Raw genomic sequence first — 26722 nt, 5'->3', positions numbered from 1 at the left:
GAGCTGCGGCACCACACCGCTCGCCGCACCGTAGGTAGTGGGGGTTTCCCGGCCGTCACCCTAACGTTTCGGGTTCGTTACGCAGACGCGCGTCCGGATGACGACCGTGTTACGCGCCCGGATCCTCCCGGCCTGCCCGCGGCGGCCTCCGGTCGTATCCTCGCTGTGTGGCCCCCATCGACCGTCGGACCCTCGGCTCCTGGCTCGAGGGACCCCGCGCCGCCGCCGAGCAGCAGGGTGTCGTCTTCCGCCCGCGCGGCGAGCGGATCGGGCTGCCCGCCGAGGGTCCGGGCTCCGTCGCGCCGCTCGGGCGCCGCCTCGTCGGCCTGCTCGTCGACTGGTTCATCAGCGGCGGCGTCGTGCAGGTCGCTGGGGGCCGGCCGCAGGACGCGGCCTACGGCTGGGCGGTGCTGGCGGTCTTCGCGGTCCTCTCCACGCTCTCGCTCGCCTTCGTCGGCCGCACCCCCGGCCACGCGCTCCTGCGGCTGCGGCTGGTGGACCTCCGCCCGCGCGGCCCGCAGGCGCTGCGCGTGCTGCTGCGCCAGCTGCTCGTCTGCCTCGTCATCCCGGCGGTCATCTGGGACGCCGACGGCCGCGGCCTGCACGACAAGGCGGCCGGGACCGTCCTCGTCCGCAGGTAGTCCGCTAGGCGAGCTGCCGGACGGGCGCGCCCGCCTGCCAGGCGGCGACGTCCTCCAGCGCCATCGCGTACCACTGGCGGTAGACCTGGTCGGTGACGTAGCCGATGTGAGGTGTCAGCACGGTCCGCGGAGCCGTGCGCAGTGGTGAGTCGAGCGGCAGCGGCTCCCGGTCGAAGACGTCGAGACCGGCGCCGCCGAGGTGGCCGCGGGAGAGCGCGTCGACCAGCGCCGCCTCGTCGACGACCGGGCCGCGCGAGGTGTTGACGAGCAGCGCTCCGGGCTTCATGCGGGCGAGCTCGGCCGCGCCGAGCAGGCCGCGCGTGCGCTCGGAGAGCACGACGTGGACGCTCACGACGTCGGCGCGCTCGAGGAGCTCGTCCTTCGGGACCAGGGCCGCTCCGGCGTGCGCTGCCGCCTCCGCCGTGAGGTGCTGGCTCCACGCGAGCACCTCCATCCCGAACGCCAGCGCGTACGCCGCCACGCGCCGGCCGAGCCGCCCGAGGCCGACCACCCCGAGGGTGAGGCCCGCGAGGTCGCGGCCGACGCCCGTCTGCCACCGGCCCGTCCGCAGCGCCGCGTCCTCCCACGTGACGCGGTGCGCGAGGTCGAGGACCAGCGCCCACGCGAGTTCGGCGGCCGAGGACGCGCTGCCCTCCGTGCCGCAGACCGCGACGCCGCGCTCGCGGGCGGCGTCGAGGTCGACCGACGCGTTGCGCATGCCGGTCGTCACGAGCAGGCGCACCTCCGGCAGCGCGTCGAGCAGCGCGGCGTCGACGGGCGTGCGCTCGCGCATGAGGACGAGCACGTCGGCGCCCCGGTGCCGCGCCACCAGCTCCTCCGGGCCGAGGTGCTCGTGCTCGACGACGACCTCGGCGTCGAGCGAGCCCCAGTCCGCGGACGACCGCGCCACGTCCTGGTAGTCGTCGAGCACGACGACGCGCACGACGAGCGCCTCAGCGCATCTGGCGCGGCGGGCGCATCCCCTTGGGCAGCGGGCCCTTCGGCAGCTGCTGGGCGAGTGTGCCCAGCGCGACGAGCCGCTTGTCGATGGTGTCGATCTGCGCGGACGGGATCACCTTGGGCAGCTTGGCCAGCGTGCGCTGGAACTCCTGCAGCGAGAGCTGGCCCTGCTCCTTGCCCACCTGGAAGTCGTGCACCGGCACGTCCGGCACGACGCGGCCGAGCTTCTTGCGCTCCTGGGCGAGCAGGCCGGCGAGGCGGGCGGGGGAGCCCTCGCCCACGAGGACGATCCCGGGGCGCCCGACGGCGCGGTGCACGATGTCCTGCTGGCGGGTCGCGGCGATGCCCGGCGTCACGGTCCAGCCGCGCTTGAGCGAGTCGAGCACCGCCGCAGCCGCGCCGACCTGCCCCTCGATCGAGCCGTACGCCGCGCGCTGCGCCCGGCGCCCGAAGACCACCATCGTGGCGAGCAGGCCGAACAGGATGCCGATGAACCCGAGGTAGTACGGGTGCCCGATGAGCGCACCGATGACGACGAAGACGGCCAGGACGAGGAGGAACGTCCCCGCCAGCCACAGCGGCAGCTGCTTGTCGTTCTTCGACGTCAGCGAGTACGCCTGCCCGATCTGCCGCAGGGTCGCGAACCGCTGCTTGCGGGGCTTCGGGGGAGTGTCGTCCTTCGCGCGCGCCATGGTGGACAAGGGTACGGCCGCGCGGGACCACGGGACGACGGAGGAGCCGTCAGCGGGGGCGGCGGCGCCGCGCCACCTCGTACGCCGCGGTGACGACCTTCATCGGCGCCTGCTCCAGCAGGCGGCAGTCGTCGGCGGGCGCGAGCCGGCGGGCGAGGTCGGGCCGCTGCCGGACGAGGTACGCGCGGGCCCGCGCCGCGTGCAGCGGGTCCGAGGCGATCCGGATGACGTCGGCGTCCTCGAGCAGGGGCAGGCTGAGCGCGACGTTGTCCCACGTGCTGCGGGACCCCTCCTCCAGCACGACGGCCGAGGCCGGCACGCCGAGCGCGAGCGCGTGCTCGGCCATGACCGCGGCCTCGCTGCGCCCGTCGCCCGTCGGGCCGCCGCTCAGCACGAGGCGCCCGCCGGCGGCGAGGGAGCGGACGCCGACCTCGGTGCGCCAGCGCTGCACGGGGTGGAGCCGGTCGCCGCGCCGCGAGCGGTAGCCGAGGACGAGCACGGCCTCGCGCGGTCCGCTGGCGGGCGCGCCCGGCAGCCAGGACCGCGCCGCCCGGGCGTGCAGCAGCTCGGCCAGCGCGAGCGCCCCGACGCCCGCGGCCGTGGCGGCGAGCGCCGTGGGCGTCAGGCGGAGGCCCGCGCCGCCACCGCCTGCTCGTAGAGCCGGCCGGCGCGGTACGACGAGCGCACCAGCGGCCCCGACAGCACGCCCGCGAAGCCGATCTGCTCGGCCTCGGCGGTGAGCTCGACGAACTCCTCGGGCTTGACCCAGCGCTCGACCGGGTGGTGCAGCGGCGAGGGGCGGAGGTACTGCGTGATGGTGACGAGGTCGCAGCCGGCGGCGTGCAGGTCGCGCAGCGCCTCGCTCACCTCCTCGCGGGTCTCGCCCATGCCGAGGATGAGGTTGGACTTGGTCACGAGCCCGGCGGCGCGCGCCTGCGTCAGAACGTCGAGCGAGCGCTCGTAGCGGAAGCCCGGGCGGATGCGCTTGAAGATGCGCGGCACGGTCTCGAGGTTGTGCGCGAGCACCTCGGGCCGCGCGGAGAAGACCTCGGCGAGCTGCTCGGGCAGGCCGTTGAAGTCGGGGATCAGCACCTCGACGCCCGTGCCCGGGTTGAGCTCGTGGACCTGCCGGACGGTCTCGGCGTAGAGCCAGGCGCCGCCGTCGGCCAGGTCGTCACGGGCGACGCCGGTGATCGTGGCGTAGCGCAGGCCCATGGTCCGCACCGACTCGCCCACGCGGCGCGGCTCGTCGCGGTCGAGCGGCAGCGGCTTGCCCGTGGCGATCTGGCAGAAGTCGCACCGGCGCGTGCACTCGCTGCCGCCGATGAGGAAGGTGGCCTCGCGGTCCTCCCAGCACTCGTAGATGTTGGGGCAGCCCGCCTCCTCGCACACGGTGTGCAGCCCCTCGCGCTTGACCAGGCCCTTGAGCTCGGTGAACTCGGGGCCGGTGCGCAGCTTCGTCTTGATCCAGTCGGGCTTGCGCTCGATGGGGACGGCGGCGTTGCGCGCCTCGATCCGGAGCATCCTGCGCCCGTCCGGCGCCACCGCGGTCATGCCCACCAGCGTACGTCCGGGTGCCGACGGTGCCCGTCGGGCGGGTCAGTAGGGTCCGCCCATGGACCTGCGCATCTTCACCGAGCCCCAGCAGGGCGCGACCTACGACACGCTCCTGGCCGTGGCGAGGAAGACCGAGGAGCTCGGCTTCGACGCGTTCTTCCGCTCCGACCACTACCTGACGATGGGCGGCGACGGCCTGCCCGGCCCGACCGACGCCTGGGTCACGCTCGCGGGCCTCGCCCGGGAGACCAGCCGCATCCGGCTCGGCACGCTCGTCACCGCCGCGACCTTCCGCCACCCCGGTCCGCTCGCGATCTCCGTCGCCCAGGTCGACGCGATGAGCGGCGGGCGCGTGGAGTTCGGCTTCGGCTCGGGCTGGTACGCCGCGGAGCACAGCGCCTACGGCCTCGCCTTCCCCGCGCTCGGCGAGCGGTTCGACCGCTACGAGGAGCAGCTCGAGGCGATCGTCGGGCTGTGGGAGACGCCGGTGGGGGAGACGTACTCCTTCAGCGGCAAGCACTACTCGTTCACGGACTCACCGGCGCTGCCGAAGCCCGCGCAGTCGCCGCGCCCGCCGGTCATCATCGGCGGCGGCGGCAAGAAGCGGACGCCCGCCCTCGCTGCCCGCTTCGCCGACGAGTTCAACATGCCGTTCGCCAGCCTCGCGGACACGGCAGCCCAGTTCGGCGTCGTGGGGGCGGCGGTCGAGGCGGCCGGACGCGCGCCGATCCGCTACTCGGCCGCACAGGTGCTGGCCGTCGGCCGCGCCGACGATGAGGTCGCCCGCCGCGCGGCGGCCATCGGGCGCGAGGTCGACGAGCTGCGCGAGAACGGCCTCGCCGGCTCGCCCGCCGAGGTCGTCGACAAGATCGGGCAGTACGCCGCGGCCGGCGCCAGCCGGATGTACCTCCAGGTGCTCGACCTCGCCGACCTGGAGCACCTCGAGCTGGTCGCCGCCGAGGTGGCGCCGCAGCTGTCCTAGCCGTCCAGCGGCTGGAGCTGCTCGCGGAGGTGCTGCTCGACGAGCGGGAGCACCTCCGCGACGGTGACGTCGCGGCCGAGCTCGGCGCTCAGCGAGGTGACGTCCGCGTCGTCGATCCCGCACGGGACGATCCGGTCGTACCAGCTGAGGTCGCAGTCGCAGTTGAGCGCGAAGCCGTGCATCGTGACGCCGCGGGCGACCCGGCACCCGACCGCCGCCACCTTGCGGTCGCGCCCGCCGTCGAGCTCGACCCACACCCCGCTGCGCCCCTCGACGCGCTTGGTCGCGAGCCCAAGGTCCGCGCACGTGCGCATGACGACCTCCTCGAGCCGCCGCACGTGGGCGACGACGTCGACGGGCTGCGCGAGCGGCACCACGGGGTACGCGACCAGCTGCCCCGGCCCGTGCCAGGTGATGCGGCCGCCGCGGTCGACCTCGACCACGGGCGTGCCGTCGGTCGGCCGGTCGTACCACGCCGTGCGCTTGCCCGCGGTGAAGACGGGCGGGTGCTCGAGCAGCAGGACGGTGCCCGGCTCCTCGCCGGAGACGACTGCGGCGTGCAGCGCGCGCTGGCGCTCCCAAGCCTCCGCGTAGGGCACGAGCCCGGCGCGCACGAGCCGCGGCGTGCGCGTCGCGATCTCCGCCCCCAGCATGACGACAGCGTACGTGTCGGTGCGGTGGCCTAGGGTCCGAGCCGTCCACCGGTCGAACCGCGGTCGAGCCGCCGGTCGAGCACAGAGGAGCCCGATGTCCACGTCCGTCACCGCCCCGCCCGCCGGGCCGCAGGAGCGCCAGGGGCACCGCCGCCGGCTGCTGGTGGGCGTCGGGCTGGTCCTGGTCTGGTTCGTGGCGCTCGGAGTGCTGGGCCCCCTCGCCGACAAGCTCACGGGCATCGAGAAGAACAACGCCTCGTCCTACCTCCCGAAGTCCGCCGAGTCGACGAAGTCCCTGGCGCTGGAGACGGAGTTCGCAGGTGCGCAGACCGTGCCGGCGATCGTCGTCTGGGAGCGCGGCTCCGGGCTGACCGCGCAGGACCGCGACGAGCTCGGCCAGGCGGTCGCCCGCATCGGCGCGGTCAAGGACATCATCGGGCGTCCCACGCCCCTGTCGGTCTCGAAGGACGGCAAGGCGGCGAGCACGGTCGTGCAGCTCTCCAGCGAGGAGGGCTTCGACATCGGCAAGCCGGTGGACGCGATCCGCGACGCCGCGCAGGTGGAGGGGCTCGACCCGCTCGTCACCGGGACCGGCGGCCTCTCGGCCGACTTCAGCAAGGCCTTCGAGGGGATCGACGGGATCCTCCTGTTCACCAGTGGCGGGGTGGTCCTCCTCCTCCTGCTGCTCGTCTACCGCAGCCCGGTGTTCATCCCGGTCCTGCTGTCCGCCGTCGCCGCGCTGTTCGGGGCGCAGGGCGTGGTCTACCTCGTCGCGAAGTCCGGCGCGCTCACCGTCAACGGGCAGAGCTCGGGGATCCTGCTGGTGCTGGTCTTCGGCGCGGGGACGGACTACGCGCTGCTGCTCATCAGCCGCTTCAAGGAGGAGCTGCACGCCCACGAGAGCTCCCTCGTCGCGATGCAGCGAGCGCTGCGCGGCGCGGTCCCGCCGATCGTGGCGAGCGGCCTCACCGTCGTCCTCGGCCTGCTCTGCCTGCTGCTCTCGGACCTCGCCTCCAACAAGTCGCTCGGGCCCGTGGCGGCGATCGGGATCGGCTGCGCGATGGTCGCCATGCTGACGTTCCTCCCGGCGCTGCTGCTCCTGCTGGGGCGCTACTGGTTCTGGCCGTTCGTCCCGCGCCACGACGAGGAGCCGCAGGAGGGCAAGGGGCTCTGGGGCCGGGTCTCCCGCCTCGTCGGACGGCGTACGGGCGCCGTCGCCGCGGCCACCGCGGTGCTGCTGCTCGTGCTCGCCGGGCTCTCGACCACGCTGTCGGCGCACGGGATCACGCAGGCCCAGTCGTTCACCACCCACCCCGACTCGGTGAAGGGGCAGGAGGCGTTCGAGCGCCACTTCCCGGCCGGCTCGGGCGCGCCCACCAGCGTCATCGCGCCGGTCGGCCAGCTGCAGCAGGCGCTGCGCGTCGTGCAGGGGGAGCGCGGAGTGGCCTCGGCGGTCGTGACGGCGGCCGACCCGGCCCAGACGGGACAGCCGGGCGCCGCGCCGAAGCAGGTGCGCGGCCAGGCGCAGATCCTCGCCACCCTCACCTACGGCGCGGACTCGAGCGCCGCGGAGAGCACCGTGCGGCGGCTGCGCGCTGACCTCGACAGCGTGGGCAAGGACGTGCTGGTCGGAGGTCCGACCGCCATCACCTACGACGTCGCGACCCAGTCCTCCCGCGACAACAAGGTCATCATCCCGGCGGTGCTGCTGGTGATCCTCGTCATCCTCGTGCTGCTGCTGCGGGCCCTCGTCGCGCCCGTCCTGCTCGTCGCGAGCGTGGTGCTGTCCTTCGCGGCGACCATGGGCGTGTGCGCCCTGGCGTTCAAGCACGTGTTCCACTTCGCGGGCGCCGACCAGTCGTTCCCGCTGTTCGCCTTCATCTTCCTGGTGGCGCTGGGGATCGACTACAACATCTTCCTCATGACGCGCGTGCGGGAGGAGTCGCACGTGGTCGCGACGCGCGACGGCGTGCTCAAGGGGCTCGCCGTGACGGGCGGGGTCATCACCTCGGCCGGGCTGGTGCTCGCCGCGACCTTCTCGGCGCTGGGGGTGCTGCCCATCGTCTTCCTCGCCGAGATCGGCTTCGCGGTCGCGTTCGGCGTCCTGCTCGACACGCTGCTCGTGCGCTCGCTGCTCGTGCCGGCCGTGGTCCGGATGCTCGGCGAGCGGACGTGGTGGCCGCTGCCGCTGCGGCGGGAGGAGCGCGCGGCTAGGTGACCTGCTCGAGGCGGGCCAGCACGCCGGTCGCGAACTCCTCGAGCCGGCGCACGTCCTCCGGCTCCATGCCGGCGAAGACCGTGCGGCGCACCGTGTCCGCGTGCAGGGGAGCCGCCTGCTCGAGCGCCGCCCGGCCCTCGGCGGTCAGCACGACGTACGCCCCGCGGCGGTCCTCGGCGCAGGCCTCGCGCACCACGAGCCCGCGTCGCTCCATGCGTCCGAGCTGGTGGGAGAGCCGGCTCTGCTCCCAGTCGAGCGCGGCGACGAGCGCGTACGGCCGCAGCCGGTCCTCCGCGCTCTCGCTGAGCTGGACGAGCACGGCGTAGTCGGGGAGCGAGAGGCCGCTCGCCGCCTGCAGCTGCCGGTTGAGCGCGGCGTCGAGCCGCGCCTGCAGCGCGAGGTAGGCCCGCCACGCGCGCTGCTCGTGCGGCTCCAGCCAGGTGGTCACGTGACGAGCGTACGCCGGAATGCATGACGCGTCATGTACGTTCTCGGCAACAGGAACGCCCGTCGTGGAGGCGGGCGCCGAGGACAGGAGAGTCCCGTGCAGTTCGGTGTCTTCTCGGTCAGCGACATCACCGCGGACCCCACGACCGGGCGCGCGCCCACCGAGGCCGAGCGCATCAAGGCCGTCGTCACCATCGCGAAGAAGGTCGAGGAGGTCGGGCTCGACGTCTTCGCCCTGGGCGAGCACCACAACCCTCCGTTCTTCTCGTCCTCGCCGACCACCACCCTCGCGTACGTCGCGGCGCAGACGCGCTCGCTGCAGCTCTCGACGGCCACGACGCTGATCACGACCAACGACCCGGTCAAGATCGCCGAGGACTTCGCGATGCTGCAGCACCTCGCCGACGGCCGGGTCGACCTCACGCTGGGCCGCGGCAACACCGGCCCCGTCTACCCGTGGTTCGGCAAGGACATCCGCGACGGCATCAGCCTCGCCGTGGAGAACTACGCGCTGCTGCGCCGCCTGTGGGACGAGGAGGTCGTGGACTGGTCGGGCCGGTTCCGCACGCCGCTGCAGGGGTTCACCTCGACGCCGCGGCCGCTCGACGGCGTCGCGCCCTTCGTCTGGCACGGCTCGATCCGCAGCCCGGAGATCGCCGAGCAGGCGGCGTACTACGGCGACGGCTTCTTCCACAACCACATCTTCTGGCCGCCCGAGCACACCGCGCGGATGGTCCAGTTCTACCGCCAGCGCTTCGAGCACTACGGCCACGGCGCGGCGGACCAGGCCATCGTCGGGCTGGGCGGCCAGGTGTTCATCCGCAAGAACAGCCAGGACGCGGTGCGCGAGTTCCGGCCGTACTTCGACGAGGCGCCGGTCTACGGCCACGGCCCGTCGCTGGAGGAGTTCAGCCGCGAGACGCCGCTGACGGTCGGCAGCCCGCAGCAGGTCATCGAGCGCACGCTGGGCTTCCGCGACTACGTCGGCGACTACCAGCGCCAGCTCTTCCTCATCGACCACGCCGGACTGCCGCTGAAGACCGTGCTGGAGCAGCTCGACATCCTCGGCGAGGAGGTGGTTCCCGTGCTGCGCAAGGAGTTCGCCGCGCTGAAGCCGGCCCACGTGCCCGACGCGCCGACGCACGCCGCGCGCGTTGCCGCGCGCGGCCCGGTGCTCGAGGAGGCGACGGCCCGATGAGCGCGCGCAGGATCGCCGTGGTGTCAGCGGGTCTCTCCGTCCCGTCGTCGACCCGCCTGCTCGCCGACAGGATGTCGGCCGCGGCGCTCGACGCGCTGCGCGAGCGCGGTGTCCCCGCCGAGGTCGAGGTCGTCGAGCTGCGCGAGCACGCGCGGGCGCTCGCCGACACGCTCGTCACCGGCTTCGCGCCGGCCGAGCTGCGAAGGGTGCTCGACGCGGTCGAGTCTGCCGACGCCGTGGTCGCGGTGACGCCGGTCTTCTCCGCGTCCTACAGCGGGCTGTTCAAGACCTTCGTCGACGTGCTCGACAAGGACGCGCTGGCAGGCGTCCCGGTGCTGGTCGGCGCCACCGCCGGTACCGCGCGCCACTCGCTGGTGCTCGAACACGCGATGCGCCCGCTGTTCGCCTACCTGCGCGCGGTCGTGGTCCCTACCGCCGTCTTCGCCGCGTCGGAGGACTGGGCCGGCGGCGACGGGGCGAGCCCCGCGCTCGCCGACCGGGTGCGGCGCGCGGGCGGCGAGCTGGCCGACCTCCTGGCCGCGCGCCCGGCGGCGGCGCCGCGGGACGAGTTCGCTGCGGCGCCGTCCTTCGCCGAGCTGCTGCGCGGCGCCTGACCTGCTGCCGACCGGTCAGATCCGGCGCGGCTCGATGACGCTCTCGCAGACGCCGTCGTCGGTCCGCTCCACGACGTACGCCCTGGCGCCGTCGCGGTCGGCGAGGGCGTAGGCCAGCTCGGTGCCGCGGTAGACGAGGCCCGCACCGTCGTCGGTCGCGTACGACCGCGGGAGCGTGCCGTCGCCGACGAGCCGGTGCAGCAGGGGGCGGCGCTGCGCCTCGCTGTCGTAGTGCACGCCGTTGCCGTACGGCAGCAGGGCGAGCCCGTCGGTCACCGGGCGCAGGTCCGGCCCGAACGAGTCGGTGGTGCCCCCGATGTGCCAGCAGAGCGACCCCGCGCTCACGCCGCCGAGGACGACGCCGGCCTCCCAGGCCGCGCGCAGCGGCTCGGCCAGCCCGTGCAGCCGCCACATCGCGAGCAGGCCCGCGACGCTGCCGCCCCCGACCCACACGATGTCCTGGGCGAGCAGGTGCTCACGGACGTCGGGGACGTTGGGCATCGGGAACAGCGCGAGGTCGGTGACCTCGACGCCCGAGCCCTGGAACGCCTCGCGCACCCACAGCCGGCGGTGCGCCTGGTCGCCGTCGGCCGTGCCGACGTAGCAGAGCCGGGGCCGGGCGGGAGAGCCGGCGAGCTGGCGCATGTGCTCGAAGACCGGGCCGGGCTCGATCCACGTGCGGGCTCCCGAGCGGAACCCCATGGACGTGGCGACGATCGTGGGCTCAGTCGCGGGCACCCAGGTCCTCCAGCACTGCCTCGGCCGCGCGCCACCCGGAGGCCAGGGCCCCCTGCAGCGACGCGGTGTCCCGGTGGTCGCCCGCAACGTACACGCCGTCGCTGTGGCGGACGGGCCGCCGCGCGTCGAGCGGGGGCAGCATCGCCGGCAGGGCGTGCGCCACGGGGGTGACCGCTAGCAGCTCCCAGCCCGTGGTGGGCACGCCGTAGACCAGCGCGAGGTGGCGCCGGACCTCCCGCTCGCCGTCGCCGTCCGGCACGCCGAGCACGGTGGAGCTGACGAGGTGGCGGCCCGGTGCGTACGACGGGACGGCGTTGGTCAGCACCGCGGTGTTGACGACCGGTCCGCGCCGCTCGCCGTCGACGACCACCACGGCGTCGCGCACCGGCGGCTCGGGGACCAGGTGGTAGTACGTCGTCAGTGCGCGCATCCCGGGCACGGGCAGCCCGGGCAGCAGGCGCGCAGCGGCGGGGGCGTCGGTGGCGACGAGCACCGCGCGCGCCCGGCGCCGGGCCGTCGCGAGGTCCTCCACGGGTGACCCGAGGTGCACCTGCGCGCCCAGCGGCGCGGCGAGCTGCTCGGCCACGGCGGCGATGCCCGCCGCTGGCAAGGCGGGGGTGCCGCGCACGAACGAGCGCAGGACGAGGTCGACGAACCGCCGGCTCGTCACCAGCTCGCCGTCGGCGAGGACACCGGCGAGGAACGGCGCGAGCACGCTGTCGACGATCCGCCCCTGGACCCCGTGCTCGGCCAGCGCCGCACGGGCGGTGCCGTCGCGCTGGCTGAGCAGGGTCGCGGGCCGGGCGCGGCTGACCCGCAGCGCGTAGAGCGCCAGGGCCGCCTTCGCGAGCGGCGACCCGACCGGCGCGGTGAGCGTGGACAGCAGCGCCCGCGGGTCGCGGCGCGGGTCGCTGACCCGGACGATGCGGCGGCCCGTCGCCACGCCCACACCGGCCCGGAACGACCCGAGGCGCAGGGCGTCGAGGTCGAGCTGGCGGCGCACCTGCGGGTAGCTCGGGTTGAGGACCTGGAACCCGCGGTCGACGAGGACGCCGTCGACGACGTCGGTGCGCACCCGGCCGCCCACGGCGTCGGCTGCCTCGTGCACCTCGACCTCGAGCCCGGCGGTGTGCAGGCGGCGGGCCGCCGACAGGCCCGCGGCGCCCGCCCCGACCACGAGGACGTCGAGGGCGGGAGGCACGGACGGACGCTACCCCCTGTGGATGACGCCTGCATGCCACTCGCCGACGGAGGCATGCTGCGCGGGTGCGCCGACCCGACCCCGCCCGCCCGCTCTCGGGCGTCGAGCACCTGCTGGCCGTCCGCGGAACGCTGACGGCCGGTGAGGTGGTCACCCTGCTCGTGCCGCTCGCGCGTGAGCTCGCCTCGTTGCACGACGAGGGGCTCGCGCTCGCCGCGCGCGCGACGGGCGGTCTGCGCGCTGGCGACGCCGCCCTGCACGACGGCGGGCGGCCCGCTCTCGCACCGCTCGCGCCGGCGGCGCCCGGCGGTCAGGCGCTCGAGCGGGCCGACCTCGCCGACCTCGTCGCCCTGGGGTGGCGCGCGCTCGGCGGTCCGGCGGCGGACGTCCCGACGGCCCTCGCGGGGGTGCTCAACGCTGCTCTCGACGCCCCCGAGGAGGCGGCGCCCAGCGCGGCGCAGCTGGCGCGGGCGCTGCTCGACGCCTGCCCCGCGCGGGCGCTCCAGCTCCCGCCGGGGACGCCGCTGGTGGCCGCTGCTCAGGAGTCGGCCGCGCCCGCTCTTGCCGCCCCCGACCGTGACCCCGACCCCGTCCGTGCCGACGACCGTGACCCCGTCCGTGCTGCGGGCCGCCGGCGACGGCCCCGCCGCGGGACGGGCGTCCGCCGCGCCGTGGTCGCCGGCGTCGCCGTCCTCGCGCTGGTGCTCCTGGCCGGCGCCGTGCTGCACCTGCGGCCGTCCCCGGCGCGGGCTGCTGCTGGGCTCCCGACGGTGTCGGCGACCGCCGCCACCCCTCAGCCGGTCGCGACGGCTCCTGCCAGCACGCCAGCGCCCTCGTGGAGCGGGGTGGTCTCCGCCCTCGACGCGCGGCGTGCCGCGGCCTTCGCGCACGGGGACCCCGCCGCCCTGGCCACGGTCTACGTGCCCGGGTCACCCGCGCTGGCGCGCGACACCGAGATGCTCGCGGCGTACGCCCGGGCGGGGGCCGTCGCGGACGGCCTGCGGCCCCGGCTGCTCGCCGTCGACGGCGCGCCGGGGAGCGTGGACGCGCAGGTGCTGCGGGTGCGCGACGTGCTCGACGGCTGGGTCCTGCGCAGGGGTGCCGCCCAGGTGCGCCGACCAGGGCGCGCAGCGCGGACGTGGACGCTCGAGCTGCGGCGCGTCGCGGGGGAGTGGCGCGTCTGGGACGTCTCCGCTGCCGTCAGCGGGTCGTCTCCAGGATCGCCCGTGCGGTCGGGTGGCTGAAGACGAAGCCCTCCTCGCGCAGCCGCCGCGGCTCCACGCGCTGGGAGTCGAGCAGCACTCGGGAGACCTCGCCCACGGCCCGCAGGGCGACCTTCGGGACGGGCACCGTCGCCACGCGCCGGTGGACCTCGCCGAGGAGGCGCACGACCTCCTCCTGGCGGGTGGGTGCGGCGGTGAGGTCGTAGGCCCCGTTCGCGGTCCCGGTGTCCGCGAGCCACCGCAGGGCGCGGACCTCGTCCTCCAGCGAGATGAGGCTCCACCACTGCTGCCCGTCGCCGAAGCGGGGAAGCAGGCCCGCGCGGGCCGTCGGGAGCAGCCGGCCGAAGGCGCCGCCGCGGCGCGAGACGACCAGGCCCGTACGCGCCGAGCAGACCCGCACGCCCGCCTCCGCTGCGGGGGCCGTCGCCGCCTCCCACGCCGTCACGACCTCGGCGAGGAAGCCCGTGCCGGCGGGGCTGCCCTCGTCGAGCACGGTGTCGCCGGCGTCGCCGTAGAGCCCGATGGCACTGCCGGAGACGAGCGCCGGCTGCGGGTCGAGCCGCGCGACGGCCGCGGCGATCGTGCGCGTGCCCGACGTGCGGCTCTCGAGGACGGTCCGCCGGTAGCCCGCGGTCCAGGGGCGCTCCGCGACTCCGGCACCGGCGAGGTGCACGACGGCGGTCACGCCGGCGAGCGCGTCGGTGTCGACCGACCCGCTCGCGGGGTCCCACCGCACCTCGTCGGCACGGGTGGGCTCCCGGCGGACCAGGCGCAGCACGGGCAGGCCGTCGCGCTGGAGGGCGGCGACGAGCGCGGACCCGATGAGGCCGGAGGCGCCGGTGACGGCGTACGTGGGAGCAGGCATGCGCCCATCCTCGGGGGCGGCGGACCTGGCCGCGAACGCAGTCCCCGCGGACCCGGTCCCCGGGGACGCAGCAGGGGCCGTCCCGGAGGACGGCCCCTGCTGTCGGGGAGTGCGGGACGGGCTAGAGGCCGAGGTCGGCCTCGAACGCGCCCTCCTCGAGGCGGGACTTGACCGCCACGAGGAAGCGGGCGGCGTCGGCTCCGTCGACCAGCTGGTGGTCGTAGGAGAGCGCGAGGTAGACCATCGAGCGCACCGCGATGGTCTCGCCGAGCTCGGGGTCGTCGACCACGACGGGGCGCTTGACGATGCCGCCCGTGCCGAGGATGCCGACCTGCGGCTTGTTGAGGATCGGGGTGTCGAACAGCGCGCCGCGGCTGCCGGTGTTGGTCAGCGTGAACGTCCCGCCGCCCAGCTCGTCCGGCGTCACCTTGTTGTCGCGGGTGCGCGCGGCGAGGTCCGCGATCTTGCGGGCGAGCCCGCCGATGTTGAGGTCGCCGGCGTCGTGGATGACGGGCACGAGCAGCCCGCGCTCTGTGTCGACCGCGATGCCGAGGTGCTCGGCGCCGTGGTAGACGATCTCGTCGCCCTCGATGCTCGCGTTGAGCTTCGGGTGCACCTTGAGCGCCTCGACCGTGGCCTTGGCGAAGAAGGGCAGGAAGCTCAGGTTGACGCCCTCGCGCGACTGGAAGTCGCGCTTGGCCCGGGCGCGCAGCCGCGCGATCCGGGTGACGTCGACCTCGACCACGGTGGTGAGCTGCGCGGAGGTCTGCAGCGACTCGACCATGCGCGAGGCGATGACCTTGCGCAGGCGGGTCATCTTCTCCCGCGTGCCGCGCAGCGGCGAGGGCTCCGCGGAACCCCCGACGGCCGCAGCGGCCGCCGGCGCGGCGGGACCCGCCTGGCCGGCGGGGACGGCAGCCGCGGCGGCAGGAGCCGCGGCGGGAGCGGCGGGCGCCGGCGCGTTCTTCTTCGCCGCGGCGTCGAGCACGTCCTGCTTGCGGATGCGCCCGCCGACCCCCGTGCCCGTCAGGGTCGCGAGGTCGATGCCCTGCTCGGCCGCGAGCTTGCGGACCAGCGGGGTGACGTACGCGTCGGGAGCCGGAGCCGGGGCAGCAGCGGGCGCCGGAGCAGGGGCGGGTGCCGGGGCAGCAGCGGGCGCCGGAGCAGGGGCCGGTGCCGGTGAAGCCGCGGGGGCGGGTGCCGGGGCAGCTGCCGGAGCAGGAGCGGGCGCGGGAGCCGGAGCAGCAGCAGGTGCGGGTGCCGGGGCGGCGGGTGCCGGGGCAGCGGCCGGGGCAGCGGAGCCGATGACGGCGACGACGGCGCCGACCGGCACCGTCTCGTCGGCCTGCACGCGGATCTCGAGCAGCGTGCCCGACGCCGGCGACGGCACCTCGGTGTCGACCTTGTCGGTCGAGACCTCGAGCAGCGGCTCGTCCGCGGCCACGGTGTCGCCGACCTGCTTGAGCCAGCGGGTGACGGTGCCCTCGGTCACGCTCTCGCCGAGCGCGGGCAGCGTGACCTCGGTGCCGGTCGCGGTGGTCGGCCCGGGGGCAGCCGCGCCCTGGGCCTCGTCGCCCGCGCCCGAGGAGACCTCGGGCTGGTCGGCCGGGGAGGGGACGCCCGCCGGAGCCGCGGGGTACGCGGCCTGCGCGTCCTCCGCCGCCGGCGGCGCGGCCGGGGCCGCGGGCGTCGCGGGCGCGGAGGCGTCGTCCTCGAGGGCGATCACGGCGAGCTCGGCGCCGACGTCGACGGTCTCGTCCGCCGCGACGACGATGCGCTGGAGGGTGCCGGACGCCGGCGACGGCACCTCGGTGTCGACCTTGTCGGTCGAGACCTCGAGCAGCGGCTCGTCGGCCTCGACGCGGTCGCCCTCCTGCTTGAGCCAGCGGGTGACGGTGCCCTCGGAGACGCTCTCCCCGAGGGCCGGCATGGTCACCGAGAACGGCAAGGTGTGCCTCCAGGAACGTGGGATGTCGGTGCGGTCAGTGCGGTCATGCGGGTCGCGCGGCCCTAGCCGTGCACGTGCAGCGGCTTGCCGGCGAGGGCCAGGTGGGCCTCCCCGAGCGCCTCGGACTGCGTGGGGTGCGGGTGGATGAGCTGCGCGACGTCGATCGGCAGCGCCTCCCAGTTGGTGATGAGCTGCGCCTCGGCGATGAGCTCGCCGACGCGCGCACCGACCATGTGGACGCCGACGACGGGGCCGTCCTTCTGCCGGACGAGCTTCACCGCGCCCTGCGTCTTGAGGATCGAGCTCTTGCCGTTGCCGGCGAGGTCGTAGACCAGGGTCTCGACGCCGTCGGCGCCGAAGCGCTCCTTCGCCCTCGCCTCGGTGATGCCGACGGAGGCGACCTCGGGCTCGGAGTAGGTGACGCGGGGGACGCCGTCGTAGTCGATGGGCTGCACCGGCAGCCCGGCGATCTGCTCGGCGACGAGGATCCCCTCGCCGAAGCCGACGTGCGCCAGCTGGAGCGTCGGGATGAGGTCGCCCACCGCGAAGACCGAGGAGACCGAGGTGCGGCAGTACTCGTCGACGAGGACGTAGCCGCGCTCGGTGCGCACGCCGGCCTCCTCGTAGCCCAGGCCCGCGGAGACGGGGCCGCGGCCGACGGCGACGAGGAGGAGCTCGGCCTCGACGGTCGTGCCGGACTCGAGGGTCACGCGGACGCCGGACTCGGTGTACTCCGCCCGGGAGAAGCGGTTGCCGAGCTCGTACGTGATGCCGCGGCGGCGGTAGGCGCGCTCGATGAGCTTCGAGCTGGACTCGTCCTCGAGCGGGAGCAGGTGGGGCAGGCCCTCGACGATCGTGACGTCGACGCCGAAGGACTTCCAGACGCTCGCGAACTCGACGCCGATGACGCCGCCCCCGAGGATGATCGCGGAGGCGGGCACGTGCTCCATCTGGAGCGCGTGGTCGCTGCTGATGATCCGGTTGCCGTCGATCTCGAGCCCCGGCAGGGACTTCGGGACCGAGCCGGTCGCGAGCACGACGTGGCGGCCCTGGTAGCGCTGGCCGTCCACCTCGACCGTGAAGGCGTCGACCAGGCGGCCGGTGCCCTCGACGTAGGTGATCTTGCGCTGGCGCACCAGGCCCTGCAGGCCCTTGTAGAGGCGGCTGACGACGCCGTCCTTGTACTTGTTCACGCCGGGCATGTCGATGCCCTCGAGCGTGCTGCGCACGCCGAACTGCTCGCCCTCGCGCGCGCCGTCGGCGAGCTCCGCCGCGTGCAGCAGCGCCTTGGTCGGGATGCAGCCGCGGTGCAGGCAGGTGCCGCCGACCTTGTCCTTCTCGATGAGCGCGACCCGCAGGCCGAGCTCCGCCGCGCGGAACGCGCAGGCGTAGCCGCCGCTGCCGCCGCCGAGGATGACGACGTCGAAGGGCGGGTCGAAGGCGTTGTCCGCCACGTGCTGCTCCCTTGCGAGGTGACTTGTGGTCAGGGGTGTGCTCAAGGGTGGTCCCGGAGGTGCCCCCATCTTGGCACCCGCGGGGGACGGAGACCGCCGCGGGTGGCGCCGCGCTACAGCGGCAGGGCGCGCGCCGCCGCCTGCTCGACGACCGCGAGCAGCGTGCGCACGGCAGCGCCGGTGCCGCCCTTCGGGGTGTAGCCGTAGGCCTCGCCCTCGTTGAACGCCGGCCCGGCGATGTCGAGGTGGGCCCACGGGACGCCCTCGGCGACGAACTCCTTGAGGAACAGCCCGGCGACGAGCATGCCGCCGTAGCGGTCGCCCATGTTGGCGATGTCGGCGACCGGGGAGTCCATGCTCTTGCGCAGCTCCTCGGGGAGCGGCATCGGCCACACGGCCTCGCCGGCCTCGCCGGCCAGGCGCGCGACGGCCTCGCGCAGCGCGTCGGAGTTGCCCATGACGGCCGACGTGCGCGAGCCGAGCGCGACCATCTGCGCGCCGGTCAAGGTCGCCGCGTCGACGAGCACGTCGGGGTGCTCCTCGCAGGCGGCGACGATCGCGTCGGCGAGGACGAGCCGGCCCTCGGCGTCGGTGTTGAGCACCTCGACGGTGCGCCCGCCGTAGATCGTCAGCACGTCGCTCGGCCGGGTCGCGGTCCCCGACGGCATGTTCTCCGCGAGCGGCATCCACCCGGTGACGCGCACGGGCACGCCCAGCGCGGCGGCGGCCTGGACGGCCCCGAGCACGGCCGCGGCCCCGCCCATGTCGCACTTCATCGTGACCATCGAGGCCGGCGGCTTGAGCGACAGGCCGCCGGAGTCGAACGTGATGCCCTTGCCGACGAGCGCGACGTGCGGCGCGTCCTCGCCGCCTCCCCGGTAGGAGAGCTTGACCAGCCGCGGGGGGTTGGCCGAGCCCTGGCCGACGCCCATGATCCCGCCGAAGCCGCGGCGCTTGAGGACCCGCTCGTCGAGCACCTCGACCTCGACCGGCAGCTCGGCGAGGGCCTGCTGCGCGCGCTCGGCGAGCACGCGGGGCGGGAGGTGCGAGGGCGGGGTGTTGACGAGGTCGCGGGTGAGCGCGACCGCGGCGGCGACCGTACGGGCCCGCTCGGCGGCGGCGCGCGCCGCGCCCTCGCGCGCGACGGGGGAGACGAGGGTGACCGCGGTCGGCGGAGCGGGCTGCGCGGGGGCGTGGGCGCTGCGGAACTGCGTGAACGCGTACGCGCCGAGCAGGGCGCCCTCGGCCAGCGCGCGCACGGCGTCGACACCGGCGGCGGGGAGGGCGAGCGCGACCCGCGGGGAGCCGGCGAGCGCGCGGACGGCGGCGCCCGCGGCGCGGCGCAGCGTCTCGGCCGGTACGCCGTCGCGGGAGCGCCGCGCGGGTGCTGCGCCCAGGCCCACGCCGACGACCACGGGGGCCGAGACGCCCGGGACGCCCGGGACCTTGACGACCTGCTCCGCGGCGCCGGTCGCGCCCAGCGCGGCGAGGGTACGGGCCAGCCGGCCGCCGAAGGCGGTGTCGAGCTGCTCGGCCCCGGCGGCGAGCACCGGGCCGCGGGGGCTCTCGTGCAGCCCGACCACCACGGCGTCGACCTTGAGGCCGGCCGGGGAGGAGGTCGTGAGGGTCAGGTCTGCCACGCGCACCGCCTGGGTCTCGTTCGTGCCCCGGGGCTGGAGTGCCCGGAGGCGCCGGAGGGCTCGATGCTAGCGTCCGAGCGTGAGTGGACCGAGGTTGCCCGTGCTCCACGAGCGCCACGTCGCGCTGGGAGCGAAGTCCGCCGTCTTCGGCGGCTGGGAGATGCCGCTGCAGTACTCCGGCGTCGTCGCCGAGCACACCGCCGTGCGCGAGTCCGCGGGCGTCTTCGACGTCAGCCACCTCGGGACGGTGAGCGTGCGCGGGCCGGCGGCCGCGGCGTACGTCAACTCCTGCCTCACCAACGACCTCGGGCGCATCGCGGTCGGCACCGCGCAGTACACCCTGTGCTGCGCGGAGGACGGCGGCGTCGTCGACGACCTCATCGCGTACCTCCGCGACGAGGACGACCTGCTGCTCGTGCCCAACGCGGCGAACGCCGCCGAGGTCGCCCGGCTGCTCGCCGAGGGCGCGCCCGACGGCGTCGAGGTCGTCGACCGCCACGGGGAGTACGCCATCCTCGCGGTGCAGGGCCCGACCAGCGACGCGGTGCTGGAGGCGGTCGGCCTGCCGACCGGGCACCGCTACATGTCCTTCGTGGAGGCCGAGGCGTTCGGGACGGAGCTCACGGTCTGCCGCACCGGCTACACCGGGGAGCGCGGCTACGAGCTGGTGGTCCCCGCCGGCGCGGCAGAGCAGGCGTTCGACGCGCTGCTGGCCGCAGGTGCGGTGCCCTGCGGGCTCGGCGCGCGCGACACGCTGCGCACGGAGATGGGCTACCCCCTCCACGGCCAGGACCTGTCGCGGGAGATCTCGCCCGTGCAGGCCCGCTGCTCGTGGGCGGTGGGCTGGGCGAAGCCGGCGTTCTGGGGCCGCGAGGCGCTGCTCGCCGAGCGGGAGGCCGGGCCGCGCCGGGTGCTGCACGGCATCGAGGCCCTCGACCGGGGCATCCCGCGCTCGCACATGCCGGTCCTGCGCGACGGTGCGCCGGTCGGCGAGGTGACGTCCGGGACCTTCTCCCCGACGCGCAGGGTCGGCATCGGCCTCGCGCTGCTCCCGCCCGACGTCGAGCCGGGCACGGAGCTCGAGCTCGACGTGCGGGGCCGGACCAGCCGGGTGCGGGTCGTCGCCCCGCCGTTCGTGCCGAGCAGGGTCAGAGGGTGACCGGGCAGCCGAGCGAGGCGCGCGTCCTGCTCATGGGGATGATGGCCGTCGGGAAGTCGACGGTCGGCGGGGCGCTCGCGGCCGCGACGGGGTGGCCGTACGTCGACAACGACGAGCTCGTCCTCCGCGCCAACGGCGTCACCACGCGGCAGGTGCTGGACACCGGGGGGCGCCCCGCGATCCGGCAGGCCGAGTCGAGGGCGCTGCGCCAGGCGCTCGCCGAGCCGGCGCCCCTCGTCGCCGGTGTCGCCGCCGGGGTCGTCGAGATCGAGGACGACATCGCCACCCTGCGCTCGGCCGACGCCCTCGTGGTCTGGCTGCACGCCCCCATCGAGGTGCTCGTGCAGCGGGTCGGGACCGGCGAGGACCGCCCGTGGCTCTCGCCCGACCCGGAGGCCGCGCTGCGCCGGCTGGCCGAGGGCCGCGACCCGATCTACTCCTCGCTCGCCGACCTGTCCCTGGACACCTCGGCCACGTCGACCGGGGAGTGCGTGCAGCGCATCCTCGACGCGCTCGGCCCCCTCGCCCACCCCTCGTGATCATGCACGTCCTGGGCCACCCAGGACGTGCACGACCACGCTCGGGTCAGCGGAAGGACGCCGTCGCCGGGTCCGGGCCGATGCGCTCGCCGGTCTCCAGGGTCGCGATCTTCGCGAGGTCGTCGTCGGAGAGCGCGAAGTCGAAGACGTCGAGGTTCTCCGCGATGCGGCTCGGCGTCACCGACTTCGGGATGGCCACCAGGCCGAGCTGGACGTGCCAGCGGAGCACGACCTGCGCGGGCGACTTCCCGTACTGCTCGCCGATCTCCTTGAGCACCGGCTCGTCGAGCAGCCCCTTGCCCTGGCCGATCGGGCTCCAGGACTCCGTGATGATCCCGTGCTGGGCGTGGAACTCGCGCAGCTCAGCCTGCGGGAAGCGCGGGTGCAGCTCGATCTGGTTGATCACGGGCACGGTGCCCGTCTCGTCGAAGAGGCGCTGCAGGTGCTCCTTCGTGAAGTTGGAGACGCCGATTGAGCGCACCCGGCCGCTCGCGAGAAGCTCCTCGAACGCCTTCCAGGTCTCGACGTACTCGTCGTACATCGGCAGCGGCCAGTGGATGAGGAACAGGTCGAGGACGTCGAGGCCGAGCTTCTGCATGCTGCCGTCGAAGGCCCGCAGGGCCTTGTCGCGGCCGTGCTCGGAGTTGGTGAGCTTCGTCGTGACGAAGATGTCCTCGCGCGGGACGTCGGTCTCGCGCAGCGCCTGGCCGACGCCCTCCTCGTTGCGGTAGCCCTGTGCGGTGTCGATGAGGCGGTAGCCGGACTGGAGCGCGGTCTGGACGGCCGGCGAGGTCTCGCCGGGGTCGACCTGGAACACCCCGAACCCGATCTGCGGGATCTGCAGGCCGTTGTTCAGCGTGACGGTGGTCGGTGTGGGTGTCGTCATGGCTCAAGCCTTGCCCGAAGTACCGGGTGGCATGCCGCCGGAGTCAGGCCAGCGCCAGCACGACGAGCGCCGCGAGGGTGCCCGTCTCCACCGCAGCGCCGAGGACGTCGCCGGTCACCCCGCCCAGGCGGCGTACGCAGCGCAGCCGCACGCCCTCGCCGGCGACCAGTGCCACGAGGACCGCGGCCGCGCCCTGCCACGACCAGCTGACGAGCGCGCCGGCGGCGGCGGAGGCGGCGACGACCAGCGCCGCGCCCCACGGCGGGACCGTGCCGACGACAGTCGCCCCGAGCCCTCCCGTACGCGCCGCGGGAGTCCCGCGGCGCGTGACCAGGGGCAGGACCGCCCGCCCGGCGAGGACGGCGGTGACGAGGTCGCGCGCCGGGAGGGCCGGCAGCGCGGTGGCGTCGGCGAGCAGCACGAGCAGCAGCGTCACCACGCCGAACGGCCCGATGTCCGAGCGCTTCATGATCTCGAGCGCCTGCTCGGCCGGCTTCCCGGAGCCGAGCCCGTCCGCGGTGTCGGCGAGCCCGTCGAGGTGCAGGGCGCGCGTGAGCACGGCCAGCGCGGCGACGGCCGCTACCGCGGCGAGCAGGGGCGGGGCGCCGGCCGTGCGGGCGCCGGCCAGGACGAGGGCGGCCCCGCCCCCGAGCACGAGCCCGACGAGCGGGGCGAGGAGCATCGCCTGCGACGCCGTACGCCGGTCGACCCGCCGCGGCGCCGGGACCGGCAGTGCGCTCAGCGTGCCGACCGCGAGCCGGAGCCCGTCAGAGCTCACGGGCCTCGCGCACCGGAGGCGGTGCGGGGGCGTCCTCCACGGGCGGCGCCTCGACGGTGACCGGCTCGGAGGCCGCTGCCGGGGTGGGCACGTCCGGCTGCTCCACCTCGACCTCGGGCACGAGGTCGCGCAGCAGGGCGGTGCCCTCGAGCGTGGCAGCGGCGGCCTGGACCAGGGGGAGCGCGAGCAGCCCGCCCGTCCCCTCGCCGAGGCGCAGGCCCAGGTCGAGCAGCGGCTCGAGCGCCATCCACTCCAGCGCCTGCTTCGCGGCTGGCTCGGGGGAGCGGGTGCTCGCGAGCCACCACTTCGAGGCGTTGGGGGCCTGCGCGTGCACGAGCAGGGCGCAGGCGCAGGAGACGACGCCGTCGAGCAGCACGGGCGTGCGCCGCACGGCCGCCTGCAGCAGGATCCCGGCCGTCGCCGCGAGGTCGGCTCCGCCGATGCGGGCGAGCAGCGCCACCGGGTCGCCCTGCACGGGGCGGCCGCGGCGCATCGCGTCGCGGATCGCCGCGCACTTGCGCATCCAGGTCCGGTCGTCGATCCCCGTTCCGCGGCCGATGACCGCGGCGGCGTCGGCTCCCGTCAGCACGCCCACGAGGGCCGCCGCGGGGGTCGTGCTGCCGATGCCCATCTCGCCCAGGACGAGCAGGTCGGCGCCGGCGTCGACCTCCTCGTCGACGACGGCCATGCCGGCGCGGAAGGCCGCGGAGGCCTCCTCGAGGGTCAGCGCGTCCTCGACGTCGATGCGGCCGCTGCCACGGCGTACCTTCCAGCGGGCGGCCTCCGGGTCGCCGAGGTCGTCGTCGACCGCGAGGTCGAGCACGCGCACCCCGACGCCGGCGTGGTCGGCGAGCACCCGGGCCACCGCGCCGCCGTCCAGCACGGCGCGCACGACCGCGGCCGTCACCGCAGGCGGGTACGCCGAGACCCCCGCCCGCGCGATCCCGTGGTCGCCCGCGACGAGGAGGAGCCGGGGCCGCCGGAACGGGTGCGGCGGGTTGGCCGCCTGGACGCCCGCGACCCAGCAGCCGATGTCCTCGAGCCGGCCCAGCGACCCGGGCGGCTTGAGCAGCTCGGCCTGCCGCCGGCGCGCCGCCGCCCACACCCAGTCGTCGGGGTAGGGCACGTCGGCCAGGACCCGCGCGAGGTCCTCCTGGCCGAGGACGGGGGGCAGGTCGCTCACAGCACCGAGACCCTACCGGCGACCACCTGGACGACCCGCTCGGACTCCGCCGCGACGCGGGCGTTGAGCGCGCCCAGCAGGTCGCGGAAGAGCCGCCCGCTGCGCGTCGCCGGGACCACGCCCGAGCCCACCTCCGAGCTCACCGCGACGACCCGCCGCCGGGTCTCCCTCCAGGCGGCGACGAGGTCCGCGCACCGCTGCTCGACCCGGTCGAGGTGCTCGCCCTCCCAGGCCCCGGCCTCGTCCACGACGCCGGTGAGCCAGAGCGAGAGGCAGTCGACGAGCAGGGGCGCGCCGTCGGCGTCGGCCAGCAGCGGCTCGAGGTCCAGCGTCTCCACGGTCGCCCAGCCGGCAGGTCGGCGCTGCTGGTGGAGGGACACGCGGTCGGCCCACTCGGCGTCCCCCGGGCGCGGAGCCGCGGTCGCGACGTAGACCACGCGCGGCTCGCCGAGCAGGCGGCGCTCGGCCTCGGCCGACTTCCCGGAGCGCGCGCCGCCGAGGACGAGCGTGCGGCGCGGGGCAGCGGGGAGGGGCTCGGCAGCCTGCAGCCGTGCCCCGTCCGGCACCACGCGCACCCCGCAGTCGGCGAGCCTCGCGAGCTCCTCGGGGCGGTGGCGGTGCGTGAGCCCGACGGCCACGACGTCGGTCCCCGGTCCCACGGCGCCGGACGTGCGCAGCCGCGCGAGCAGGCCGAGGTCGGCGTCGGCGAGCAGCACCACGGCGTACGCCGTCGTGGGCGCGACGGCGTCGAGCGCGAGGAGCGCTCCGCCACCCGCCAGCTCCGTGGTCGCGCAGGGGACACGGGTCCCGGCGTCGAGCAGCTCGAACGGCGCCCTGGGGGCGGCGGCCGCAATGGCGCACGACGCGCAGGGGCAGCCGGGCTCCGGCCAGCCCCGGGAGCCGCCGGTCCCGGCCAGGAGGAGGTCCACCGGGGGAGCGTAGGTCGTGTCGGTGCCCCCGCCTACAGTGGCTCGCGCCGGCAGGGACGCACCCGCCGCGGCGTCGAGGAGGCGGGGCATGACCTGGTCGTGGCGGTTCGTGCAGGGCGACGGGACGCCCGTGCCGGAGGACGAGCTCGCCGCCCCCGGCTTCCCCACCCGCTCCGACGCCGAGACGTGGATCGGGGAGCAGTGGCGCTCGCTGCGCTCCAACGGCGTCGACAGCGTGCTGCTGCTCGAGGACGACCACGAGGTCTACGGCCCGATGCGGCTCGACCCGACCGCCTGAGCCAGGCGGCCGGGTCGAGGTGGTGCAGCTGCCTACGGCCGCGACTGCGGCGACTGGGTGAGCTCCGGGTCGGTCAGCGCGACCGGGGCGAGGATCTCGTCGATGCGCGCCTTGAGCGCCGGGTCGAGCGGCTTGCCCGAGGCGGCGACGTTGTCGGCGATCTGCTCGGGGCGGGACGCGCCGATGATCGCGGCCGAGACGCCGTCCTCGGCCAGCACCCAGGCCACGGCGAGCGCGGCCAGCGACAGCCCCGCCTCGTCCGCGACCGGCTTGAGGTCCTGCACGCGCTGCAGGACGTCGTCGCGCAGGAAGCGGGAGATGAACTGGGCGCCGCCACCCTTCTCGTCCGTGGCGCGGGAGCCCTCGGGCACGGGCTGGCCGGGCACGTACTTGCCGGTGAGCACGCCCTGCGCAATGGGGGAGAAGACGACCTGGCCGAGGCCGAGCTCCTTCGAGGTGGGGAGCACCTCGGCCTCGATGACGCGGTAGAGCGCGCTGTACTGCGGCTGGTTGGAGACGAGCGGGACGTGCAGCTCGTCGGCCAGTGCCTTCGCGGCGCGGATCTGCTCGGCGCGCCACTCGCTGACGCCGATGTAGAGCGCCTTGCCGGAGCGGACGACGTCGGCGAAGGCCAGCATCGTCTCCTCGAGCGGCGTCTCGTAGTCGTAGCGGTGCGCCTGGTAGAGGTCGACGTAGTCGGTTCCGAGGCGGCGCAGCGAGGCGTCGATGCCCTCGAGGATGTGCTTGCGGGAGAGGCCGCGGTCGTTCACGCCGTCGCCGACGGGCCAGTAGACCTTGGTGAAGATCTCCAGCCCCTCGCGCCGCTCGCCGGCGAGCGCCTCGCCGAGGATGGTCTCGGCGGCGCCGCGCATGTAGACGTCGGCGGTGTCGAAGGTGGTGATGCCGGCGTCGAGGGCGGCGCGGACGCAGGACGTCGCCTGGTCCGCCTCCACCTGGCCGCCGTGGGTGATCCAGTTGCCGTAGGCGATCTCGCTGATCTTCAGGCCGCTGCGGCCGAGGGAACGGTGCTCCATGCGCCCGACTGTAGGTCGCCTGCGGGAGCGCTCTCCGCCCGGGTCAGGCCGCCGGGGGCAGCACCACCGTGAAGTGGCGGGCGCGCAGGTCCGGCAGGAGCGTACGGAGCGCGGCGACGGTCCCGCTGCGGTCCCCGCCGCCGTCGTGCATGAGGACGTACGCGCCGGGGTGCAGCTGGTGGAGGACGCGCTGCACGACGGCGGCAGCGCCGGGCTCGGACCAGTCGACGGGGTCGACGTCCCAGGACAGCGGCGTGAGGTGCCGGGCGCGGACGGTCGCGAGGACGGGTGCGGTCCACAGGCCGCCCGGCTGCCGGTAGAACCGCACGCCCGCCTGCGGGTCCGCGCCGCGGATGTCGGCGAGGCCGTCCTCGACCTCGGCAGCCTGGTAGCTCGCCGGCTGCTCGGCCATCTTGAGGTCGTGGTCGCGGCTGTGGTCGCAGAGCGCGTTGCCGCCGGCGACGATCGCGCGGACGAGGTCGGGGTGCGCCGCCGCTTCGCGCCCGATGAGGCAGAAGACGGCGTGCACGTGGTCTGCCGCGAGCAGCGAGAGGACCTGCGGGGTCCACTCCGGCGACGGGCCGTCGTCGAAGGTGAGCGTGACGAGCCGTCCGCGCGCGCCGGCCAGCCCGGGCAGCCGGGGGGCGCGGACGAGCCTGGAGCCGCGGGCGCCCGAGCCGCGCGCGCCGAGCACGGGGGCGTCGCCGAGCGGCGGCACGGTCGGGTCGCGGGGGACCGGCGCGGCGTGCACGACGGCCGCCGGGGCGCTGGTCACCGGGGCCAGCACGGGCGAGGTCCGCGGGCGGGCGTGCGTCGCGCCCGAGCAGGCCGCGAGCACGGGGAGGACGAGCAGCGCGAGCGCGCGGCGCCAAGGCGTCCGCACGC

27 protein-coding genes are annotated in these 26722 nt (G+C 75.4%); 9 read left to right on the top strand and 18 right to left on the bottom strand.

What is annotated here, in order from left to right:
• Window positions 1-167: 167 nt before the first annotated feature.
• Window positions 168-641 carry an RDD family protein gene (locus EV189_RS06765; RefSeq protein ID WP_231116141.1) on the top strand — a complete coding sequence of 158 codons (474 nt, stop codon included), beginning with the start codon at window positions 168-170 and terminating at the stop codon, window positions 639-641.
• Window positions 642-645: 4 nt separating this feature from the next.
• Here the strand turns inward: EV189_RS06765 and EV189_RS06760 are convergent, their stop codons facing one another.
• The 4 genes from EV189_RS06760 to lipA all read right to left on the bottom strand — a co-directional run bounded on the left by EV189_RS06760 (window position 646) and on the right by lipA (window position 3847).
• On the bottom strand, window positions 646-1584 hold the full coding sequence (locus EV189_RS06760) for a D-2-hydroxyacid dehydrogenase family protein (RefSeq protein ID WP_130492190.1): 939 nt from the start codon (window positions 1582-1584) through the stop codon (window positions 646-648).
• Window positions 1585-1594: 10 nt separating this feature from the next.
• Entirely contained in the window at window positions 1595-2293 is a 699-nt protein-coding gene (locus tag EV189_RS06755) for a DUF4191 domain-containing protein (RefSeq protein ID WP_130492189.1), read from the bottom strand.
• Between the two features lie 49 nt (window positions 2294-2342).
• Window positions 2343-2792: a YdcF family protein gene (locus tag EV189_RS06750; RefSeq protein WP_231116140.1), complete on the bottom strand. Its 450-nt coding sequence runs from the start codon at window positions 2790-2792 to the stop codon at window positions 2343-2345.
• A gap of 122 nt (window positions 2793-2914) precedes the next feature.
• Window positions 2915-3847: a lipoyl synthase gene (lipA, locus tag EV189_RS06745; RefSeq protein WP_130492187.1), complete on the bottom strand. Its 933-nt coding sequence runs from the start codon at window positions 3845-3847 to the stop codon at window positions 2915-2917.
• A gap of 61 nt (window positions 3848-3908) precedes the next feature.
• Here lipA and EV189_RS06740 point away from each other — a divergent pair, with 61 nt between their 5' ends.
• A complete protein-coding gene (locus tag EV189_RS06740; RefSeq protein ID WP_130492186.1) occupies window positions 3909-4832 on the top strand; it encodes an LLM class F420-dependent oxidoreductase in 924 nt (307 codons plus the stop codon).
• Here EV189_RS06740 and lipB read toward each other — a convergent pair.
• Window positions 4829-5470, bottom strand: a complete 642-nt coding sequence (lipB, locus tag EV189_RS06735; RefSeq protein ID WP_196788554.1) for a lipoyl(octanoyl) transferase LipB — start codon at window positions 5468-5470, stop codon at window positions 4829-4831. The two genes, EV189_RS06740 and lipB, sit on opposite strands and share 4 nt — an antisense overlap.
• 109 nt (window positions 5471-5579) lie before the next feature.
• On the opposite strand from lipB, the gene EV189_RS06730 reads away from it, so the two are divergent.
• Window positions 5580-7703, top strand: a complete 2124-nt coding sequence (locus EV189_RS06730) for an MMPL family transporter (RefSeq protein ID WP_130492184.1) — start codon at window positions 5580-5582, stop codon at window positions 7701-7703.
• Here EV189_RS06730 and EV189_RS06725 read toward each other — a convergent pair.
• Window positions 7696-8151 (bottom strand): MarR family winged helix-turn-helix transcriptional regulator, encoded by a 456-nt coding sequence (locus EV189_RS06725; RefSeq protein ID WP_130492183.1) that lies wholly within the window; start codon window positions 8149-8151, stop codon window positions 7696-7698. The genes EV189_RS06730 and EV189_RS06725 overlap by 8 nt on opposite strands.
• A 96-nt stretch (window positions 8152-8247) precedes the next feature.
• On the opposite strand from EV189_RS06725, the gene EV189_RS06720 reads away from it, so the two are divergent.
• On the top strand, window positions 8248-9348 hold the full coding sequence (locus EV189_RS06720; RefSeq protein WP_130492182.1) for an LLM class flavin-dependent oxidoreductase: 1101 nt from the start codon (window positions 8248-8250) through the stop codon (window positions 9346-9348).
• The gene (locus EV189_RS06715; RefSeq protein ID WP_130492181.1) at window positions 9345-9962 is read left to right on the top strand and encodes a CE1759 family FMN reductase; all 618 of its coding nucleotides are present in this window, start codon (window positions 9345-9347) and stop codon (window positions 9960-9962) included. Before EV189_RS06720 ends, EV189_RS06715 begins: the two co-directional genes overlap by 4 nt.
• A gap of 15 nt (window positions 9963-9977) precedes the next feature.
• Here EV189_RS06715 and EV189_RS06710 read toward each other — a convergent pair whose 3' ends face one another.
• Both EV189_RS06710 and EV189_RS06705 read right to left on the bottom strand, forming a co-directional pair.
• The gene (locus EV189_RS06710) at window positions 9978-10700 is read right to left on the bottom strand and encodes a Type 1 glutamine amidotransferase-like domain-containing protein (protein WP_130492180.1); all 723 of its coding nucleotides are present in this window, start codon (window positions 10698-10700) and stop codon (window positions 9978-9980) included.
• Window positions 10687-11901, bottom strand: a complete 1215-nt coding sequence (locus EV189_RS06705) for an FAD-dependent oxidoreductase (protein WP_130492179.1) — start codon at window positions 11899-11901, stop codon at window positions 10687-10689. Before EV189_RS06705 ends, EV189_RS06710 begins: the two co-directional genes overlap by 14 nt.
• A 65-nt stretch (window positions 11902-11966) precedes the next feature.
• Between EV189_RS06705 and EV189_RS06700 the strand changes: the two genes are divergently transcribed.
• Window positions 11967-13145, top strand: coding sequence for a nuclear transport factor 2 family protein (locus EV189_RS06700; protein WP_130492178.1), 1179 nt, complete (start codon window positions 11967-11969; stop codon window positions 13143-13145).
• Here the strand turns inward: EV189_RS06700 and EV189_RS06695 are convergent.
• The 4 genes from EV189_RS06695 to EV189_RS06680 all read right to left on the bottom strand — a co-directional run bounded on the left by EV189_RS06695 (window position 13102) and on the right by EV189_RS06680 (window position 19031).
• Window positions 13102-13989, bottom strand: coding sequence for a TIGR01777 family oxidoreductase (locus tag EV189_RS06695; RefSeq protein ID WP_130492177.1), 888 nt, complete (start codon window positions 13987-13989; stop codon window positions 13102-13104). The genes EV189_RS06700 and EV189_RS06695 overlap by 44 nt on opposite strands.
• Before the next feature lie 121 nt (window positions 13990-14110).
• Window positions 14111-15937, bottom strand: a complete 1827-nt coding sequence (sucB, locus tag EV189_RS06690; RefSeq protein ID WP_130492176.1) for a 2-oxoglutarate dehydrogenase, E2 component, dihydrolipoamide succinyltransferase — start codon at window positions 15935-15937, stop codon at window positions 14111-14113.
• Window positions 15938-15999: 62 nt separating this feature from the next.
• A complete protein-coding gene (gene lpdA / locus EV189_RS06685; protein WP_165400164.1) occupies window positions 16000-17391 on the bottom strand; it encodes a dihydrolipoyl dehydrogenase in 1392 nt (463 codons plus the stop codon).
• A 113-nt stretch (window positions 17392-17504) separates the two neighbouring features.
• Window positions 17505-19031: a leucyl aminopeptidase gene (locus EV189_RS06680; RefSeq protein ID WP_130492174.1), complete on the bottom strand. Its 1527-nt coding sequence runs from the start codon at window positions 19029-19031 to the stop codon at window positions 17505-17507.
• Window positions 19032-19110: 79 nt separating this feature from the next.
• On the opposite strand from EV189_RS06680, the gene gcvT reads away from it, so the two are divergent.
• Both gcvT and EV189_RS06670 read left to right on the top strand, forming a co-directional pair.
• Complete coding sequence (gcvT, locus tag EV189_RS06675; protein WP_130492173.1) at window positions 19111-20190, top strand: glycine cleavage system aminomethyltransferase GcvT; 1080 nt, start codon at window positions 19111-19113, stop codon at window positions 20188-20190.
• Window positions 20187-20729: a shikimate kinase gene (locus EV189_RS06670; protein WP_130492172.1), complete on the top strand. Its 543-nt coding sequence runs from the start codon at window positions 20187-20189 to the stop codon at window positions 20727-20729. The genes gcvT and EV189_RS06670 overlap by 4 nt, the downstream gene beginning before the upstream one ends.
• Window positions 20730-20775: 46 nt before the next feature.
• On the opposite strand, the gene EV189_RS06665 is transcribed toward EV189_RS06670, so the two are convergent.
• Genes EV189_RS06665 through EV189_RS06650 form a run of 4 tightly spaced genes read right to left on the bottom strand, consistent with a single transcriptional unit; the run spans window position 20776 to window position 24505 of the window.
• Window positions 20776-21615, bottom strand: a complete 840-nt coding sequence (locus EV189_RS06665; protein WP_130492171.1) for an aldo/keto reductase — start codon at window positions 21613-21615, stop codon at window positions 20776-20778.
• 43 nt (window positions 21616-21658) lie between these two features.
• Complete coding sequence (locus tag EV189_RS06660) at window positions 21659-22393, bottom strand: adenosylcobinamide-GDP ribazoletransferase (protein ID WP_130492170.1); 735 nt, start codon at window positions 22391-22393, stop codon at window positions 21659-21661.
• Window positions 22383-23567, bottom strand: coding sequence for a nicotinate-nucleotide--dimethylbenzimidazole phosphoribosyltransferase (gene cobT, locus EV189_RS06655; protein ID WP_407938123.1), 1185 nt, complete (start codon window positions 23565-23567; stop codon window positions 22383-22385). The genes EV189_RS06660 and cobT overlap by 11 nt, the downstream gene beginning before the upstream one ends.
• Window positions 23568-23572: 5 nt before the next feature.
• Window positions 23573-24505, bottom strand: coding sequence for a bifunctional adenosylcobinamide kinase/adenosylcobinamide-phosphate guanylyltransferase (locus EV189_RS06650; protein ID WP_130492169.1), 933 nt, complete (start codon window positions 24503-24505; stop codon window positions 23573-23575).
• An 88-nt stretch (window positions 24506-24593) separates the two neighbouring features.
• Between EV189_RS06650 and EV189_RS06645 the strand changes: the two genes are divergently transcribed.
• Window positions 24594-24803 (top strand): hypothetical protein, encoded by a 210-nt coding sequence (locus tag EV189_RS06645; RefSeq protein WP_130492168.1) that lies wholly within the window; start codon window positions 24594-24596, stop codon window positions 24801-24803.
• A gap of 32 nt (window positions 24804-24835) precedes the next feature.
• Here EV189_RS06645 and EV189_RS06640 read toward each other — a convergent pair whose 3' ends face one another.
• Together EV189_RS06640 and EV189_RS06635 are read right to left on the bottom strand one after the other, a co-directional pair.
• A complete protein-coding gene (locus tag EV189_RS06640) occupies window positions 24836-25837 on the bottom strand; it encodes an aldo/keto reductase family protein (RefSeq protein WP_130492167.1) in 1002 nt (333 codons plus the stop codon).
• Between the two features lie 43 nt (window positions 25838-25880).
• Window positions 25881-26720, bottom strand: coding sequence for a polysaccharide deacetylase family protein (locus tag EV189_RS06635; RefSeq protein WP_130492166.1), 840 nt, complete (start codon window positions 26718-26720; stop codon window positions 25881-25883).
• Window positions 26721-26722 lie beyond the last annotated feature (2 nt).

Origin of the sequence: Motilibacter rhizosphaerae (assembly GCF_004216915.1) — a bacterium.
GTDB classification, from domain to species: Bacteria; Actinomycetota; Actinomycetes; order Motilibacterales; family Motilibacteraceae; genus Motilibacter; species Motilibacter rhizosphaerae.
Note: the sequence above shows the minus strand (reverse complement) of the source record. Positions and strands in the feature narration are given on the sequence as shown.

Coding starts and splice junctions, on each gene's coding strand:
- EV189_RS06755 (WP_130492189.1), bottom strand. CDS start 2,293: ATGGCGCGCGCGAAGGACGACACTCCCCCGAAGCCCCGCAAGCAGCGG.
- lipA (WP_130492187.1), bottom strand. CDS start 3,847: ATGACCGCGGTGGCGCCGGACGGGCGCAGGATGCTCCGGATCGAGGCG.
- EV189_RS06740 (WP_130492186.1), top strand. CDS start 3,909: ATGGACCTGCGCATCTTCACCGAGCCCCAGCAGGGCGCGACCTACGAC.
- EV189_RS06730 (WP_130492184.1), top strand. CDS start 5,580: ATGTCCACGTCCGTCACCGCCCCGCCCGCCGGGCCGCAGGAGCGCCAG.
- EV189_RS06715 (WP_130492181.1), top strand. CDS start 9,345: ATGAGCGCGCGCAGGATCGCCGTGGTGTCAGCGGGTCTCTCCGTCCCG.
- EV189_RS06695 (WP_130492177.1), bottom strand. CDS start 13,989: ATGCCTGCTCCCACGTACGCCGTCACCGGCGCCTCCGGCCTCATCGGG.
- EV189_RS06665 (WP_130492171.1), bottom strand. CDS start 21,615: ATGACGACACCCACACCGACCACCGTCACGCTGAACAACGGCCTGCAG.
- EV189_RS06645 (WP_130492168.1), top strand. CDS start 24,594: ATGACCTGGTCGTGGCGGTTCGTGCAGGGCGACGGGACGCCCGTGCCG.
- EV189_RS06640 (WP_130492167.1), bottom strand. CDS start 25,837: ATGGAGCACCGTTCCCTCGGCCGCAGCGGCCTGAAGATCAGCGAGATC.